Origin of the sequence: Pseudomonas oligotrophica (genome assembly GCF_021726475.1) — a bacterium.
GTDB lineage: Bacteria > Pseudomonadota > Gammaproteobacteria > Pseudomonadales > Pseudomonadaceae > Stutzerimonas > Stutzerimonas oligotrophica.
In genome coordinates, this window is the sequence record NZ_JAKJRU010000009.1 from 49066 (window position 1) to 62109 (window position 13044).

Genomic DNA, 13044 nt, shown 5'->3' on the forward strand with positions numbered 1-13044 from the left:
ATGCCCCGTCTGCTGCTCGTGCTGTTGCTGTCCTTCGTCGGCGCCGCCCAGGCCGCGCAGAGCATCGATCCTCGCGTATTGATGGCTCTGCAACAGGCCCAGGGGGCCCAGCAGAAGGGCAATCACGCCGCCGCCCGCAAGCTGCTCGAGGGCGCCGAGGCCAAGCCCGGCAGCCTGGAGCAGGCACTGCTCTGGCGCAGTCTGGGCTACCTGGCCTGGGCCGAGGGCGACACGGCGCGGGCCGCGCAATGGCTGGACAAGGCGATCGCCAGCGGCAAGCTCGACGAGCAGAGCCTCGCCGGCGAGCGCGCCAACCTGGCGCGGCTGTTCCTCGCCGAAGGCCAGTTCGCGCGGGTAGTGACTCTGCTGCAGGGCGCGGATCAGCAGGATGGCGCAGTCCTGCGCATGCTGGTGCAGGCCTACCAGGGCCTCGGCCAGCATGCCAAGGCGCTGCCGCTGGCCGAGCGCTACGTCGCGGCCAACCCGCGCGCCGAGGACGTCTGGCTGCAACTGCTGGTCGCCGGCAATGCCGAGCTCAAGCGCTACCAGGCCGCCGAGCGCTGGCAGCGCCAGTTGCTGCTGCGCCATCCCGACCAGCCGCGCGCCTGGCGCCAGCTGGCCGGCCTGCAGCAGCTGGCCGGCGCCGAGGATCGTGCGCTGGCGACCCTGCGTACCGCCTACGCCAAGGGGCTGCGCTTCAGCGAGGCGGAGCTGGACAACCTGGTGCTGCTGGCCGCGGCGGCCGACCAGCCCTGGCAGGGCGCGCGGCTGCTCGACGGCCTGCTCGACGCCGGCCTGCTGGCGCCCAGCGCCACCCGGCGCGAGCGCCTGGGCATGCTCTGGTGGCAGGCGCGCGAACGCGGCAGCGCCGCGCGGATCCTGCGCGAGCTGGCCAGCCAGTCCGGCAGTGCCAAGCTGTGGATGAACGTCGCCCAGCTGGAACTCGAGCAGGCGCGCTGGCAGGCCGGCCTGGAGGCGCTCAAGCAGGCCGAGCGCGCCGGTGCCGAACGGCGCCGGGTGCGCGCCTGGCGCGACTGGGCCGAAGCCGAGCTGAGCTTCGAGCGCGAGCGGCAGGTGGCCCGCGCCGACTGAGTGAGGCTCAGGGCAGCTCGTAGGTCAGGATGCGCTGGGCCTGCATGCGATAACCCGCCTCGGCCAGCTCGCTGCTGGCCGGCTCGACCCGCAGCGGTCCCTCGACCCAGAACGGCTGGTAGAGCTGCTCCATCTTCACCCCCAGCTCGCTGACCGCATGCACGATCTGGTTCGACGGCGGCGGTGGCACATGAATGCAGGCGCCGAAATAGGGCACCAGCAGAAACTCCACCACGCGGCCTTCCTCGCTCGTCTCCAGCGGCACGATGTAACCGGGCAGGCGAACCTCCAGACCGTCCAGCTCGTGCACCACCGGCGCGTCCGGTAGTTGCTGCGCCGCCGCCGGGCCGTTCTCGGCGGCCAGTACGTCGGCCAGCTGCGACAGGTCGTGCAGGGGCGTCGGTGCCGGCGCCGGCGGCGCGCCGGCCGGAACCAGCTCCGACCAGCGCAGTTCGCGCACTTCGGCGGCGGCAGCGGTCGACAGCAGGCAGAGCAGCAGGGCAGGCAGGACGCGGCGCATGGCGGACCTCACAGGCGAATGGACAGGCCGTCGGCGAGCGACTGGCGGTAGGCGCGCCAGGCCGGAACGGCGCTCATCAGCACGGCGGCCACCAGCACCGCCGCGAGCAGGCGCCACTCGTGGGCGCCAGGCCAGGCCAGCGGCAGGTAGAGGCCGTAATGCGCCTGCAGCGGGCCCTGGGCCGCGGCGATGCCGAGGCAGAGCAGGGCCAGGCCGCCGAGCATGCCGGCCAGCGCCAGCACCAGCGCCTCGGCCACCAGCAGCGCGGCGATGTGCCAGGGCCGTGCGCCGACCGAGCGCAGGATGGCCATCTCCCGGCGCCGCTCGTTGAGGCTGGCGAGGATGGCGGTGAGCATGCCCACCAGGCCGATCAGCACGACGAACAGCGAGATCACGAACAGCGCCTGCTCTGCGGTGCCCATCAGGCTCCACAGCTCCTGCAGGGCGACGCCCGGCAGCACCGCCAGCAGCGGCTCGCCGGGATAGGCGTTGATCTCGCGCTGCACGGCGAAGGTGGCGATGCGACTGTCGAGCCCGAGCAGGAAGGCGGTGATCTGCCGCGGCGCCAGGTCCGCCTCGCGCGCCTGGTCGGCGCTCAGCCGCGCGCTGCCCTGCGCCGGCATGCCGTTGCGCCAGTCCAGGTGCAGCGCCTGCATGCCGGCCAGGCTGACGTGCAGGGTGCGATCGACCGGCGTGCCGGTGCGCGCGAGGATGCCCACCACGCGGAACGGCTTGTCGTCGTGCTTGAGCAGACTGATGCGCGCCACGCCGTGGGCCAGCACCAGCGAATCGCCGAGCCGGTAATCGAGCGCCTGTGCCACCTCGGCGCCGAGTACGACCTCGAAGGGATCGGCGGCGAAGGGCCGGCCTTCGGCCAGCTGCAGCGCTTGCCGGCGGCCGTAGCGGTAGTGCTCGAAATACGCAGTGCTGGTGCCGAGCACGCGATAGCCGCGGTGCGAGTCGCCCAGCGACAGCGGGATCGCCCAGCTCACCCGCGGATGGCGGGCGTAGTGCTCGAAGCTCTCCCAGCGGATGTTGTTGGTGGCGTTGCCGATGCGGAACACCGAGTAGAGCAGCAGGTTGACCGAGCCGGATCTCGCGCCGACCACCAGGTCCGTGCCGCTGATGGTGCTGGCGAAGCTGGCCCGCGCCTCGTTGCGCACGCGTTCGACCGTCAGCAGCAGGCACACCGAGAGAGCGATGGCCAGCACCGTGAGCAGGGCGGTGAAGCGGCGGTTGTTCAGGCTGGCCAGCGCCAGTCGCAGCAGAAGCATGGTTCAGCGCTCCGTGGCCGGGTGCGCCCGGTTCAGCTCGGGCAGCGCCAGGCGGCGGTCGAAGTGCCGGGCCAGGCTGCGGTCGTGGCTGACCAGCAACAGGCTGGCGCCCGCTGCGCGGCATTCGTCGAACAGCAGGCGGAGAAAGCCGTCGCGGCGGTCGGCATCCAGCGCCGAAGTCGGTTCGTCGGCGATCACCAGCTCCGGCTGGCCGATCAGCGCCCGTGCCGCCGCCACGCGCTGCTGCTGGCCGATGGACAGCGCGCCGGCACGGCGCGGCAACAGCGCCGGCGAGAGGCCGAGATGTTCGAGCAGGCGGCCCGCCGCGGCGCGTTCGCTGCCGTGCCGCTGGCAGGCGCGCTGGCGGCGCAGTGCGGAAAACTGGCAGGGCAGCAGCACGTTGGCCTCGACCGAGAGGAACGGCAGCAAGTTGAACTGCTGGAAGATGAAGCCGGTGTGGTCGACCCGCAGGCGGTCGCGGGCACCGGCGCGCAGGGCCGCCAGGTCGGCGCCCAGCAGCCGTACATGCCCGCGGCTGGCGGTCTGCACGCCGCCGATCAGGCCCAGCAGGGTGGTCTTGCCGCTGCCGGACGGGCCTTCGAGGAACACCCGCTCGCCGGCGTCCAGGCGAAGCTGCGCGATGTGCAGCAGCTCCGGCTGGCCCGGCCAGGCGAAGTGCAGGTCATCGATGTCGAGCAGCGGCGTGGTCATCGACCGCTCAGAGTGCGAGGGCGCTGCGGCCCGGTTCCAGTTCTACGGCACGCTGGCCGCTGGCGCCGAGCAGCTGGACGCGAACGCGCTGCAGCTGCGGATAGGCGGTGAACAGCTCGCCCAGCTCGAGGCTGGTCAGCGCCGCGGGCTCGGCGCATTGCAGCCGGTAGCGGGCGTGGATGTCGGTGTGCTCGCCCTGGCTGGCGGCCTCCTTCGGTGCGCCGCCGCGGCTGTAGCCGGCATGGCCGCCGCCGAGCAGCGGGCTCTCGATGGCCTGTTCCTCGACCGAGCAGGCCGCCCGTTCCGGCAGGCCGAACAGCCACTGCGGCTGCTCCAGGTGCGCGCGCACCTGTGCGACCTGGCGCTCGTCGGCGTCGCCGTCCGGGGCGTGCTCGAAGCCGAGCAGGTTGGCCGCCGGGCTGCGCAGCTCCAGCTCCACGAGCGCGCCGTCGACCGCGACGTCCAGCTCCGCCGTGCCGTGTTCGTGGGCCGGCAGCGCGGCATGGCCGTGGGCGTCGGCATGGGTGTGGTGCGGCGCCGCATCGGCCGCCAGGGCGGGCGCGGCCAGCGGCAGGAGGGACAGGGGCAGGGCGAGAAGCAGCTGGCGCATGGCGGGTCCGGGCGGGCTTGAGGGGTTACGTTATAACAACTTTTCCGCCTCGCTGGCCAGCGCCCGGGCAGTCATGTGAGCATGGCCGCATTTCGAGGAAGGAGGCAGCGATGATCAGGGTATCCGGGAAGATCGGCGAATGGCCGGTGGAGCTGGCCATCGAACTGGACGACGAGGACTGGGCCCGGCTGGCGACGCAGTTGACGGTCGGTCCAGCGCTGGCGGCTCCTGCATCGGCAGCTGGCGAGGCGCCTCGTCGTGGCGACGACGGCCTCTGGCTGACGGCGCAGGAACGGCTGCGCCAGGCCGGCGCGCTGGACGGCCCGCAGCTGTTCGAGGAACTCAAGGCGCTGGCCGGCAGCGAGCAGGCGGCCAAGCGGCTGCTGGTCAGGCTGCGTCACAGCGCGCAGGTGCAGGTCGAGCCCGGCGCCCACGCGCCGACCTATCGCTGGATCGGCTGAACCGGCTCAGTAGAGCGCCTGGTACAGCTTGCGGCGGTACTGGCCGACCAGCGGGTGATCGCTGCCGAGCAGCTCGAAGACCTGCAGCAGGGTCTTGTGCGCGACGCCTTCGTTGAAGCCGCGGTTGCGCACGAACAGCCGGAGCAGGCCGTCCAGGGCCGCCTCGTACTGCTGCCGGGCGAGCTGCTGCACGGCCAGCTGATAGGTGGCTTCGTCGTCGGACGGGTCCTGCGCCAGGCGCGACTTCAGCGTGGCGGGCTCGGGCAGGTCGTTGGCCTGGCGCAGGAAGGTCAGCTGCGCGCGGGCGCCGGCCAGCACCTGCTTGTGCTCATCGCCCTTGACCGCATCGAGGACGGCCTCGGCCTCGCCCAGCTCGCCGCGTTCGGCCAGGCAGCGCGCATAGAGGATCAGCGCCTCGGCGTTCTCGTTGTCCTCTCCGAGCAACTGCTTGAGCTGGCTTTCCGCCTCGCCGATGCGGCCTTCGGCAAACTGCGCCCTGGCGCTGTCCAGCAGGTCGGCCTCCGGCGCCGGCGGCAGCTGCACGTGCGGTTCGAGCATCGCGCGGATCGCCGATTCGGGTTGCGCCCCGGCGAAGCCGTCGACCGGCTGGCCGTCCTTGAACAGCACCACCGTCGGCAGGCTGCGGATGCCGAAGCGCATCACCACGTCCTGCTCGATGTCGCAGTTGACCTTGGCCAGCAGCAACTCGCCGGCGTATTCCTCGGTGATCTTCGCCAGCAGCGGCATCAGCGCCTTGCACGGCGCGCACCACTCGGCCCAGAAGTCCACCAGCACCGGTTTGTGAAAGGAGTTTTCCAGCACCAGCTGCTCGAAGTTGGCACTGGTGACATCGAAGATGAAGGGACTCTGGCTCATCGGTAAGCGTCTCGGCAGGAACATGAAAAAGCGTTGCAGCATGACATGGGGGCAATGGCGATGCCATGCAAGGGCCTGCGTGGTCTGCAGCCGTGCCGCTCAGCCTGCCAGTGGGGCCGGCGTGCGCAGCAGCGGCCAGCTGCAGAGCTCGCGATAACGCACGCCGCTCGCCGCCTGCTCCGAGATGTAGAGCACGAAGCGCTCGACCGGCCAGGCGAACGCCGGGCTCGTGCCGTGCCGGCGCTCGCCTGCCTGGCGCACCAGCGTCAGGTGCGGCAGGAAGGGGCGGTCGTCCACCGGCAGCCCGCGCTCGGCCAGGCCGGCGCGCAGCAGGGCGACGAGATCGGCCAGTGCGCGTGGCGGCTGGCCTGGCGCCAGACAGATGAAACCCTTGCCGAGGCTGATCAGCCGATCCAGGCGCAGCTCGAAGGCTTCGGCACGGATCGACTCGCCCAGGCGCGCGATCTCGGCCAGTGCGTCGGCCGGCTGCGCGCCGAGAAAGGCCAGGGTCAGGTGCAGGTTCGCCGGCGGCACGGCGCGCCCGCCCAGGCCCTGCTCGTCGCGCCAGCGGCAAATTGCCTGCGCCTGGTCGGCCGGGCAGGGCAGGGCGAAGAACAGCCGCAGTGGGTCGTTCATGCTGCCGCCTCTGCGCGGCGGGCGTGGTAGAGGCTGACCCGGCGAAATTCTGCTGGTTCGGCGAGGTCCGGCCAGGTGCAGGCTTCGAGCATGCCAAGGCGCTGGTACAGCGGGTGGGCGAAGTCGCGCACCCGCGAGTCGGCGACCAGTGCCTCGCGGCCGCGGCTGAGGAACTGGTCGAGCAGCGGCAGGTTGGCGCGGTCGTAGAGCACGTCGGCGACGATGATCAGGTCGAAGCGGTCGGCTTCGGTGAAGAAGTCCGCCGAGTAGCTCAGCTGGACGTCATTCAGCGCGGCATTGGCGCGGCAGGCCGCCAGGGCCAGCGGGTCGAGGTCGCAGGCCACCACTTCGGCCGCACCCGCCCTGGCCGCGGCGATCGCGGCGACGCCGGAGCCGGCGCCGAAGTCCAGCACACGACGGCCACGCACCCATTCGGGACGCTCGGCCAGCCACTGCGCCAGGGCCAGGCCGCTGGCCCAGCAGAAGCACCAGTAGGGCGGCTCCTCGAGGATGAGCCGGGTTTCGTCGGGGCTAAAGGCGCGGTCCATGTTCACCGCATCGATCAGCCATAGGCGCAGATCGGTGCCCGGCAGCGTCTCGATGCCCAGGCGCGCATCGCCGAGCAGCGTGGCCAGCGCCTGTTGCAGCGCGCGCGGTGGGCTCATGGTGCCGGTACCAGGCGCAGATCACCGAGCGCCTGGCTGCCGGCACTTTCGATGGGGATCGCCGGCAGGCGCATGATCAGCTGTCCGGCGCGGGTCACGCGGCCGCGCAGCTCGACCCGGCGCCCGGCGGGGAAGGCCTCGGGATTGAACTGCAGGGCGAACGGCAGTGGCTGGCCCTGGCTCTGCAGCTGCAGCGAGCTGAGCAGGCGGTCGGGCTGGTCGCGGCGGTCGACCTGCAGCAGCGCCAGCTCCACCTGGCTGCCGGCCGGGGCGCCGAGCAGCCGGCCCTGCAGCTGGTTGAGGATGTCCGACTGCTGCACCGGCAGCTCGACCGGCTGCACCGGCGCCTCGCTCGGCTGGCTGCTGCAGCCGGCAGCGGCGAGCAGGACGGCGCTGAAAAGGAAGGGACGAAACGGCACGAAGGGCTCCTCCGGCGGGCAGTGGCAGTGCGTACGGCATGGTACTGCGCCCTCGTTTGTCTTGCCTGGGCGATGCGCTACCATGGCGCTCCTCTCCACTCTGACCACGAATGTCACCATGCATTGTCCCTTCTGCAGCGCGCATGACACCAAGGTCATCGACTCCCGCCTGGTGGCCGAGGGCGACCAGGTCCGCCGGCGCCGCGAATGCCTGGCCTGCGGCGAGCGCTTTACCACCTTCGAAACCGCCGAACTGGTGATGCCGCGCCTGATCAAGTCCGATGGCAGCCGCCAGCCGTTCGACGAGGACAAGCTGCGCGCCGGCATGCAGCGCGCACTGGAGAAACGCCCGGTCAGCGTCGAGCGCCTCGAGGCCGCGATCGGCCACATCAAGCACCAGTTGCGCGCCACCGGCGAGCGCGAGGTCAAGTCGCGCGTGCTCGGCGAGCTGGTGATGGCCGAGCTGCAGAAGCTCGACGAGGTCGCCTATATCCGCTTCGCCTCGGTCTACCGCCGCTTCCAGGACCTCAACGAGTTCCGCGAGGAGATCGAGCGGCTGTCCTCGCGCGATCCGGGCAAGGCCTGATGCTGCCCGATCAGGCCTGGATGGCCCGCGCGCTGCAGCTGGCGCGCCAGGGCCTGTATTCCACCCACCCGAACCCGCGGGTCGGCTGCGTGATCGTCAAGGACGGCCAGCTGGTCGGCGAGGGCTGGCATGTACGCGCCGGCGAGCCGCACGCCGAGGTGCATGCCCTGCGCCAGGCCGGCGAGCAGGCCCGCGGCGCCACCGCCTACGTCACCCTGGAACCCTGCAGCCATCACGGGCGCACGCCGCCCTGCGCCGAGGCGCTGGTCGCCGCCGGCGTCGCCCGCGTGGTGGCGGCCATGCAGGACCCCAACCCGCAGGTCGCCGGGCGCGGCCTGGCGCGCCTGCGCAGCGTCGGCATCGAGGTCGCCAGCGGGGTGCTGGAGGACGAGGCGCGCGAACTCAACCGCGGCTTCATCAAACGCATGGAAAGCGGCCTGCCGTTCGTCAGTGCCAAGCTGGCGATGAGCCTGGACGGGCGCACGGCGATGGCCAGCGGCGAGAGCCAGTGGATCACCGGACCGGCCGCCCGTGCCGAGGTGCAGCGCCTGCGCGCCCGCGCCAGCGTGGTGCTGACCGGCGCCGATACCGTGCTGATGGACGGCGCGCGCCTGACCGTGCGCGGCGCCGAGCTGGGGCTGGACGGGGCGCAGACCGCGCTGGCACTGTCGCGCCCGCCGCTGCGGGTGCTGGTCGATGGCCGGCTGCGCGTGCCGCTGGATGCACCGTTCTTCCAGGCTGGCGAGGTGTTGGTCGCCACGGCGATGGCCGGCTGCGAGGATGCCTATCGTCGCGCCGGCCACGAGGCGCTGGTGCTGGGCCAGGAACGGGTCGATCTGGCTGCGCTGTTGCGTGAGCTGGCCGCGCGTGGCGCCAACGAGGTGCTGGTCGAGGCCGGCCCGCGCCTGGTCGGTGCCTTTGCCGCGCTGCAGCTGATCGACGAATACCAGCTGTTCGTCGCCGCCAAGTTCCTCGGCTCCGCGGCGCGGCCGCTGCTGGATCTGCCGCTCGAGCGCATGAGCGAGGCGCGCGAACTCTGCATCCGCGACATCCGCGCGGTGGGCGAGGACTGGAAGATCGTCGCGACGCCAAAGTAGCGGCCGGAGCGGCCGGGCGCTGCGCTTGGCTGCAAGTTGCGCCCATCTGTGGTAAAAATTCGCCCCGGGCCGCAAGGCCCGACGTTCTCAGGGCGGGGCGCAATTCCCCACCGGCGGTGATGGCGCAAGCCCAGCCCGCGAGCGCTCGCCGCCTGGTCGGCGAGGTCAGCAGATCCGGTGCGATTCCGGAGCCGACGGTCATAGTCCGGATGAGAGAGAGCGGGATATTCAGGCGGCGCCGCTCGGCGGCGGGCCAGTCCCTGCGATCTGCATTGCCCTGTTTTTCACAAACAGGAGTTCACTGAATGCATTCGTTCCTCGGCCTCGACAGGGAGGCCACATGTTCACCGGAATAATCGAAGCGATCGGCAGCATCCGCGCGATGACGCCCAAGGGCGGCGACGTGCGCGTCTACGTGGCCACCGGCAAGCTCGACCTGGCCGACGTCAAGCTTGGCGACAGCATCGCGGTCAACGGCGTCTGCCTGACCGCGGTGGAGCTGCCTGGCGACGGCTTCTGGGCCGACGTCAGCCGCGAGACCCTGGCGCGCACCGCCTTCGTCGACCTCAAGACCGGCAGCCGGGTCAACCTGGAAAAGGCGCTGACGCCCACCAGCCGCCTCGGCGGTCACCTGGTCAGCGGCCATGTCGACGGCGTCGGCGAGATCGTCGCCCGCGAGGATAACGCCCGCGCCGTGCAGTTCCGCATCCGCGCGCCGCGCGAGCTGGCCCGCTACATTGCGCTCAAGGGCTCGATCACCGTCGACGGCACCAGCCTCACGGTCAATGCGGTCAATGGCGCCGAGTTCGAGCTGACCATCGTGCCGCACACCTTGGCCGAGACCATCATGGCCGACTACCGGCCGGGGCGCCGGGTCAACCTCGAAGTGGACCTGCTGGCGCGCTACCTGGAGCGCCTGCTGCTGGGCGACAAGGCCGCCGAGCCGAGCTCGAACGGCATCAGCGAAGCCTTCCTCGCCGAACACGGCTACCTGAACAAGTGAGACTGCCAGCATGGCCCTGAATACCGCAGAAGAACTGATCGAAGACATCCGCGCCGGCAAGATGGTCATCCTCATGGATGACGAGGACCGCGAGAACGAGGGCGACATCATCATCGCCTCCGAATGCGTGACCGCCGAGCACATCAACTTCATGGCGCGCTTCGCCCGCGGGCTGATCTGCATGCCGATGACCCGCGAGCGTTGCGAGCTGCTCAAGCTGCCGCTGATGGCGCCGCGCAACGGCTCGGGCTTCGGCACCAAGTTCACCGTGTCGATCGAGGCCGCCGAAGGCGTGACCACCGGCATCTCCGCCGCCGACCGCGCGCGCACCGTGCAGGCCGCGGTGGCGAAGAGCGCCGTGGCCGAGGATATCGTCAGCCCCGGGCATATCTTCCCGCTGATGGCCCAGCCCGGCGGCGTGCTGGCGCGTGCCGGCCACACCGAGGCGGCCTGTGACCTGGCGCGCATGGCGGGCTTCGAGCCTTCCGGCGTGATCTGCGAGATCATGAACGATGACGGCACCATGGCGCGCCGCCCGGAGCTGGAAGTCTTCGCCGAGCAGCACGGGTTGAAGATCGGCACCATCGCCGACCTGATCCACTACCGCATGATCCACGAACGCACCGTCGAGCGCGTCTCCGAGCAGCCGCTGGACACCGAGCTGGGGCAGTTCAACCTGGTCACCTACCGCGACGGTGTCGAGGACACCGTGCACATGGCGCTGACCCGTGGCGAGATCTCGCCGGAAGAGCCGACCCTGGTGCGCGTGCACAACATGGAGCCGCTGCGCGACCTGCTGCTGGTCACCGTGCCCGGCCGCTGGAGCCTGCGCGCGGCGATGGGCGAGGTGGCCAAGGCCGGCAAGGGCGTGGTGCTGCTGCTCGGCAACCCGCTGACCGGGCCGCAGCTGCTCAGCCAGCTCAACCGCCAGCAGCTCCCCACGCCCGCCACCTACAGCACCGTCGGTGCCGGTTCGCAGATCCTGCGTGACCTGGGCGTGCGCAAGATGCGCCTGATGAGCTCGCCGATGAAGTTCAACGCGATATCCGGCTTCGATCTGGAAGTTGTAGAATATCTCCCGGCCGAATAACCAGAGGCGCCGCGCAGTCCGCGGCGCCTTCGTTCTTTAAAGAGATGAGAAAGCACCCATGCCCCTGAAGACCATCGAAGGAACCTTCATCGCCCCGCAGGGCAAATACGCCCTGGTCGTAGGCCGCTTCAACAGCTTCGTCGTCGAGAGCCTGGTCAGCGGCGCGGTCGATGCGCTGGTTCGCCACGGCGTCAGCGAGAACGACATCACCATCATCCGCGCACCGGGTGCCTTCGAGATTCCGCTGGTCGCGCAGAAGGTCGCCCAGCAGGGTGAATACGACGCCATCGTCGCCCTCGGCGCGGTGATCCGCGGTGGCACGCCGCACTTCGAATACGTCGCCGGCGAATGCACCAAGGGCCTGGCCCAGGTCTCCATGGAATTCGGCGTACCGGTCGCCTTCGGCGTGCTGACCGTCGACTCCATCGAGCAGGCCATCGAGCGTTCCGGCACCAAGGCCGGCAACAAAGGCGCCGAAGCCGCACTCTCCGCACTGGAAATGGTGAGCCTGCTCGCGCAGCTGGAGGCCAAGTGAGTCTGAATCGCGACGACAGCCAGGACGCCCCGCAGCCCAAGGCCAAGGGCAAGATCGCGACCCGCAGGGTGGCGCGCAGCCTGGCGATGCAGGCGCTGTACCAGTGGCACATGGCGGGCCAGAGCCTGAACGAGATCGAAGCGCAGTTTCGCGTCGACAACGATTTCAGCGCTGTCGACGGCGCCTACTTCCACGAGCTGCTCAACGGCGTGGCACGCAACAAGGGTGACGTCGACCAGGCGCTCACCCCGCACCTGGATCGCGCCCTCGACGAGCTCGACCCGGTGGAACTGGCGATCCTGCGGCTGTGCACCTACGAGCTGATGAAGCGCATCGACGTGCCCTACCGCGTGGTGATCAACGAGGGCATCGAGCTGGCCAAGACCTTCGGCGCCACCGACGGACACAAGTTCGTCAACGGCGTGCTGGACAAGCTGGCGCCCGACCTGCGCAGTGCCGAAGTGCGCAGCCAGAAGCGCTGAGGCCCGCGCCTTGCTGGGGGAGTTCGAGCTGATCCGCCACTACTTCGCCGCCGCGGCCTGTGCCAGGTCCGGCGGCGAAGTCGTGCTCGGCATCGGCGACGATTGCGCCCTGCTGGAGCTGCCGGCCGGCGAGCAGCTGGCGATCTCCACCGACACCCTGGTCGCCGGGGTGCATTTCCCCGACGGCTGCGACCCCTTCCTGCTCGGCCAGCGCGCCCTGGCGGTGGCCACCAGCGACCTGGCGGCGATGGGCGCCGCGCCCATCGGTTTCACCCTCGCTTTGACGCTGCCTTCGGCCGATCCGCTCTGGCTCGGCGAGTTCGCCCGCGGCCTCGACGAGATGGCGCTGGCCTGCAGCATGCGCCTGCTCGGCGGCGACACCACCTGCGGGCCGCTGTGCCTGACCGTCACCGTGTTCGGCCGCGCCCCCGCGGGCCAGGCGCTGACCCGGCGCGGCGCCCGGCCGGGCGAGCTGCTCTGCGTCGGCGGCGTGCTCGGCGAGGGCGCGGCGGCCCTGCCGCTGGTACTCGGCGAGCGAAAGGCCGAGGCGACCGTCGCCGAGCACCTGCTGGCGCGCTACTGGTCGCCCGAGCCGCAGCTGGCCCTAGGCGAGGCGCTGCGCGGCAAGGCCAGCGCGGCGCTGGACATCTCCGACGGCCTGCTCGCCGACTGCGGCCATATCGCCCGCGCCTCCGGCGTGCGGCTGGTCATCGAACAATCACGCCTGCCGCTGTCGCCGGCGGCCGTGGCGCTGCTCGGCGCGGCCGAGGCCGAGCGCTGTGCGCTGGCCGGCGGCGACGACTACGTGCTGGCCTTCACCCTGCCGCCCGCCGAATTGCCCGCGCTGCTCGAGGCCGGCTGGCCGCTGCGGCCGATCGGCCGGGTCGAGGCGGGGCAGGGTGTGGCCCTGCTCGATGCCCGCGGCACCGAGGTCAGCGTCGCAGCGCGCGGCTACACCCACTTCGGCTGAGTTCCGGCAGGCCGATC

General features: G+C 70.9%; 17 protein-coding genes and 1 riboswitch. Of the genes, 9 read left to right on the forward strand and 8 right to left on the reverse strand.

Going from position 1 to position 13044, the window contains the following annotated elements; translation table 11 throughout:
- A complete protein-coding gene (locus L3N39_RS17715) occupies window positions 1-1092 on the forward strand; it encodes a tetratricopeptide repeat protein (protein ID WP_237258740.1) in 1092 nt (363 codons plus the stop codon).
- A 7-nt stretch (window positions 1093-1099) separates the two neighbouring features.
- On the opposite strand, the gene L3N39_RS17720 is transcribed toward L3N39_RS17715, so the two are convergent.
- The 4 genes from L3N39_RS17720 to L3N39_RS17735 are packed head-to-tail and all read right to left on the reverse strand — an operon-like array spanning window position 1100 to window position 4207.
- Window positions 1100-1612: a DUF3299 domain-containing protein gene (locus L3N39_RS17720; RefSeq protein ID WP_237258741.1), complete on the reverse strand. Its 513-nt coding sequence runs from the start codon at window positions 1610-1612 to the stop codon at window positions 1100-1102.
- 8 nt (window positions 1613-1620) lie between these two features.
- Window positions 1621-2886, reverse strand: a complete 1266-nt coding sequence (locus tag L3N39_RS17725) for an ABC transporter permease (protein ID WP_237258742.1) — start codon at window positions 2884-2886, stop codon at window positions 1621-1623.
- Between the two features lie 3 nt (window positions 2887-2889).
- Entirely contained in the window at window positions 2890-3597 is a 708-nt protein-coding gene (locus L3N39_RS17730) for an ABC transporter ATP-binding protein (protein ID WP_237258743.1), read from the reverse strand.
- 7 nt (window positions 3598-3604) lie between these two features.
- Window positions 3605-4207 carry a DUF2796 domain-containing protein gene (locus tag L3N39_RS17735; RefSeq protein ID WP_237258744.1) on the reverse strand — a complete coding sequence of 201 codons (603 nt, stop codon included), beginning with the start codon at window positions 4205-4207 and terminating at the stop codon, window positions 3605-3607.
- A gap of 110 nt (window positions 4208-4317) precedes the next feature.
- Between L3N39_RS17735 and L3N39_RS17740 the strand changes: the two genes are divergently transcribed.
- On the forward strand, window positions 4318-4668 hold the full coding sequence (locus tag L3N39_RS17740) for a hypothetical protein (RefSeq protein WP_237258745.1): 351 nt from the start codon (window positions 4318-4320) through the stop codon (window positions 4666-4668).
- Between the two features lie 6 nt (window positions 4669-4674).
- Here L3N39_RS17740 and trxA read toward each other — a convergent pair whose 3' ends face one another.
- The 4 genes from trxA to L3N39_RS17760 form a co-directional block, all read right to left on the reverse strand.
- Window positions 4675-5544, reverse strand: coding sequence for a thioredoxin (gene trxA / locus L3N39_RS17745; RefSeq protein WP_237258746.1), 870 nt, complete (start codon window positions 5542-5544; stop codon window positions 4675-4677).
- Between the two features lie 99 nt (window positions 5545-5643).
- Window positions 5644-6180, reverse strand: a complete 537-nt coding sequence (gene thpR / locus L3N39_RS17750) for an RNA 2',3'-cyclic phosphodiesterase (RefSeq protein WP_237258747.1) — start codon at window positions 6178-6180, stop codon at window positions 5644-5646.
- Window positions 6177-6845: a class I SAM-dependent methyltransferase gene (locus L3N39_RS17755; RefSeq protein ID WP_237258748.1), complete on the reverse strand. Its 669-nt coding sequence runs from the start codon at window positions 6843-6845 to the stop codon at window positions 6177-6179. Before L3N39_RS17755 ends, thpR begins: the two co-directional genes overlap by 4 nt.
- On the reverse strand, window positions 6842-7264 hold the full coding sequence (locus L3N39_RS17760) for a YbaY family lipoprotein (protein ID WP_237258749.1): 423 nt from the start codon (window positions 7262-7264) through the stop codon (window positions 6842-6844). Before L3N39_RS17760 ends, L3N39_RS17755 begins: the two co-directional genes overlap by 4 nt.
- A gap of 118 nt (window positions 7265-7382) precedes the next feature.
- Here L3N39_RS17760 and nrdR point away from each other — a divergent pair, with 118 nt between their 5' ends.
- From nrdR to thiL, 7 genes are all read left to right on the forward strand, one after another.
- Entirely contained in the window at window positions 7383-7850 is a 468-nt protein-coding gene (gene nrdR, locus L3N39_RS17765; protein WP_041110273.1) for a transcriptional regulator NrdR, read from the forward strand.
- Entirely contained in the window at window positions 7850-8947 is a 1098-nt protein-coding gene (ribD, locus tag L3N39_RS17770; protein ID WP_237258750.1) for a bifunctional diaminohydroxyphosphoribosylaminopyrimidine deaminase/5-amino-6-(5-phosphoribosylamino)uracil reductase RibD, read from the forward strand. Before nrdR ends, ribD begins: the two co-directional genes overlap by 1 nt.
- Before the next feature lie 79 nt (window positions 8948-9026).
- Window positions 9027-9172, forward strand: a riboswitch (FMN riboswitch).
- Window positions 9173-9287: 115 nt separating this feature from the next.
- Window positions 9288-9950 (forward strand): riboflavin synthase, encoded by a 663-nt coding sequence (locus L3N39_RS17775; protein ID WP_237258751.1) that lies wholly within the window; start codon window positions 9288-9290, stop codon window positions 9948-9950.
- Window positions 9951-9960: 10 nt separating this feature from the next.
- Complete coding sequence (gene ribBA, locus L3N39_RS17780; RefSeq protein WP_237258752.1) at window positions 9961-11040, forward strand: bifunctional 3,4-dihydroxy-2-butanone-4-phosphate synthase/GTP cyclohydrolase II; 1080 nt, start codon at window positions 9961-9963, stop codon at window positions 11038-11040.
- Window positions 11041-11098: 58 nt separating this feature from the next.
- Window positions 11099-11575, forward strand: coding sequence for a 6,7-dimethyl-8-ribityllumazine synthase (ribH, locus tag L3N39_RS17785; protein ID WP_237258753.1), 477 nt, complete (start codon window positions 11099-11101; stop codon window positions 11573-11575).
- A gap of 2 nt (window positions 11576-11577) precedes the next feature.
- Window positions 11578-12057 carry a transcription antitermination factor NusB gene (nusB, locus tag L3N39_RS17790; protein ID WP_250646618.1) on the forward strand — a complete coding sequence of 160 codons (480 nt, stop codon included), beginning with the start codon at window positions 11578-11580 and terminating at the stop codon, window positions 12055-12057.
- A 13-nt stretch (window positions 12058-12070) separates the two neighbouring features.
- Window positions 12071-13027 carry a thiamine-phosphate kinase gene (gene thiL / locus L3N39_RS17795; RefSeq protein WP_237258831.1) on the forward strand — a complete coding sequence of 319 codons (957 nt, stop codon included), beginning with the start codon at window positions 12071-12073 and terminating at the stop codon, window positions 13025-13027.
- Window positions 13028-13044 lie beyond the last annotated feature (17 nt).

What these genes read in the sequence shown, in the direction of transcription:
- L3N39_RS17715 (WP_237258740.1), top strand. Translation starts at nt 1, where the DNA reads ATGCCCCGTCTGCTGCTCGTGCTGTTGCTGTCCTTCGTCGGCGCCGCC.
- L3N39_RS17720 (WP_237258741.1), bottom strand. Translation starts at nt 1,612, where the DNA reads ATGCGCCGCGTCCTGCCTGCCCTGCTGCTCTGCCTGCTGTCGACCGCT.
- L3N39_RS17725 (WP_237258742.1), bottom strand. Translation starts at nt 2,886, where the DNA reads ATGCTTCTGCTGCGACTGGCGCTGGCCAGCCTGAACAACCGCCGCTTC.
- L3N39_RS17730 (WP_237258743.1), bottom strand. Translation starts at nt 3,597, where the DNA reads ATGACCACGCCGCTGCTCGACATCGATGACCTGCACTTCGCCTGGCCG.
- L3N39_RS17735 (WP_237258744.1), bottom strand. Translation starts at nt 4,207, where the DNA reads ATGCGCCAGCTGCTTCTCGCCCTGCCCCTGTCCCTCCTGCCGCTGGCC.
- L3N39_RS17740 (WP_237258745.1), top strand. Translation starts at nt 4,318, where the DNA reads ATGATCAGGGTATCCGGGAAGATCGGCGAATGGCCGGTGGAGCTGGCC.
- trxA (WP_237258746.1), bottom strand. Translation starts at nt 5,544, where the DNA reads ATGAGCCAGAGTCCCTTCATCTTCGATGTCACCAGTGCCAACTTCGAG.
- thpR (WP_237258747.1), bottom strand. Translation starts at nt 6,180, where the DNA reads ATGAACGACCCACTGCGGCTGTTCTTCGCCCTGCCCTGCCCGGCCGAC.
- L3N39_RS17755 (WP_237258748.1), bottom strand. Translation starts at nt 6,845, where the DNA reads ATGAGCCCACCGCGCGCGCTGCAACAGGCGCTGGCCACGCTGCTCGGC.
- nrdR (WP_041110273.1), top strand. Translation starts at nt 7,383, where the DNA reads ATGCATTGTCCCTTCTGCAGCGCGCATGACACCAAGGTCATCGACTCC.
- ribD (WP_237258750.1), top strand. Translation starts at nt 7,850, where the DNA reads ATGCTGCCCGATCAGGCCTGGATGGCCCGCGCGCTGCAGCTGGCGCGC.
- L3N39_RS17775 (WP_237258751.1), top strand. Translation starts at nt 9,288, where the DNA reads ATGTTCACCGGAATAATCGAAGCGATCGGCAGCATCCGCGCGATGACG.
- ribBA (WP_237258752.1), top strand. Translation starts at nt 9,961, where the DNA reads ATGGCCCTGAATACCGCAGAAGAACTGATCGAAGACATCCGCGCCGGC.
- ribH (WP_237258753.1), top strand. Translation starts at nt 11,099, where the DNA reads ATGCCCCTGAAGACCATCGAAGGAACCTTCATCGCCCCGCAGGGCAAA.